The 1,625-nt window shown below is 22.8% G+C and carries 3 protein-coding genes; all 3 read left to right on the top strand.

Annotated features, from left to right (window positions below; genetic code table 11):
* Nucleotides 1-445 (top strand): DUF2726 domain-containing protein (locus Q0F58_RS19515; RefSeq protein ID WP_294379759.1); only part of this gene is annotated, 445 nt, incomplete at its 5' end.
* A 105-nt stretch (nucleotides 446-550) separates the two neighbouring features.
* The gene (locus Q0F58_RS19520) at nucleotides 551-853 is read left to right on the top strand and encodes an N-acetylmuramoyl-L-alanine amidase (RefSeq protein WP_294379760.1); all 303 of its coding nucleotides are present in this window, start codon (nucleotides 551-553) and stop codon (nucleotides 851-853) included.
* A 126-nt stretch (nucleotides 854-979) separates the two neighbouring features.
* Nucleotides 980-1,625: hypothetical protein (locus Q0F58_RS19525; RefSeq protein ID WP_294379761.1), on the top strand; the 646-nt coding region annotated here is incomplete at its 3' end.

Below are 1,625 nucleotides of genomic sequence, written 5' to 3' on the forward strand. Positions count from 1 at the left end.
ACTTTATAAACAGTATGAAAAAGAAAGGCTTGAATTTTTTAAAAAACACAAGAGAATTTTAAAATATGATTCAGAAAATATTATATATTATTTGATAGAAAAAATATTAAAGGATTATGATAAACTTGAATTTCATTTTCATCAATCCTTAAATGATTTGATTATAGATAAGACTCAATTAACACAGGCTGAAAAAAAATATATATCACACCATAATACGCATTTAGATTTTTACATATTTAAAAAAATAGGTGATAAACCAATATTGGCAATTGAGGTTGATGGCTATGATAATCACAAAATAGGAACTAAACAATATGAAAGAGATCAATTAAAAAATAGCATTTTAGATAAATGTAATATTCCTTGGATAAGGCTAAAAACTAATGGAAGCAATGAGGAAGAGAAAATTCGTAATAAGTTAAATGAAATAATAAATCACTAACAATTAGTTAATAATAATTTTGCTCATAATTAAAAGTTCAGATAACAATAGTTAGTAAATATCACACAATCATATTATTTGCATATTTTATTGTGAGGTGAAACTATGAATGACAATATCAAAAAAGTAGTGGTTGATGCTGGCCATGGAGGCGTTGATTCAGGTGCTGTTAATGGTAATATTTACGAAAAAAATTTTAATTTAGAAGTTGCTAACTACATTTATGATAGATTAAAACAACTAGGAGTACCAGTTTATATTACAAGAGATACAGATGAAACTTTAGATAGAAATGAAAGAGTAAATAGAATTTTAAACGCTTTTGGAAATAGTTCTGATGTAATTGTTTTATCTAATCACATAAATGCAGGTGGTGAGAATGGTAAGAATGTAGGCAAAGCAAAATAGTATCTTGTTTACCATTGAAGTAAAAGAATTTTGGTTTAATGCTAAAGTTCTTTTTTATTAGAACTGAAAATATTAAATTAGTATAAAGAAAAATGCTTTTATGATATAATAAAATTGGTGATAATGTTGAAATTAGATGAAATTGAAGTATTATATGATGAGATATTTTTAGAAAGAATAAGACTTAAAAAAGAATATACAGCAGATGAGATAATTGATTTAATAAAGAAAAAAGTACATGTTGGTATAAATATTTTAAATTTACCATTAAGTATGACATTGCAGATAGATATAAAAGAACATTTGATACTAGATGATGTGCTGAAAGATTTAAATATAGAGTTGAACAATAAATCATTAAAAATTATAAGATATGTAAATGTTTTATATTCATTATATAATAATAACTATCAAATTGTTGATGATCTTATTATTAAAAATAAGAGCTCAATATTAGTTAATTACACAGAATCAATATCATATAGAAACTATATTATTTCCAAGCAATTTTTGATAAATTTATTAAATAAAAAAAGTATATTATTATGTTATTTCTTAATTAGAGATATTATTGAGAATATCAAGCTATATTTATATCTACTAAGAGGAGCAATTAAGGAAGAAATTATTGACAATAAACATGAAAAGATTATCAAATATATTGTAAACGAAAAAGTTAAAAAGGAAATACATTTAAAGTTAGAAAAAGAAAATAGTTCATGGAATTTTGATATTAGAGATTTGATAAGAGAAAATCCAACATTAGAGAATT

Source organism: uncultured Clostridium sp. (assembly GCF_934754915.1).
GTDB lineage: Bacteria > Bacillota > Clostridia > Clostridiales > Clostridiaceae > Clostridium.

What these genes read in the sequence shown, in the direction of transcription:
- Q0F58_RS19520 (WP_294379760.1), top strand. Translation starts at nt 551, where the DNA reads ATGAATGACAATATCAAAAAAGTAGTGGTTGATGCTGGCCATGGAGGC.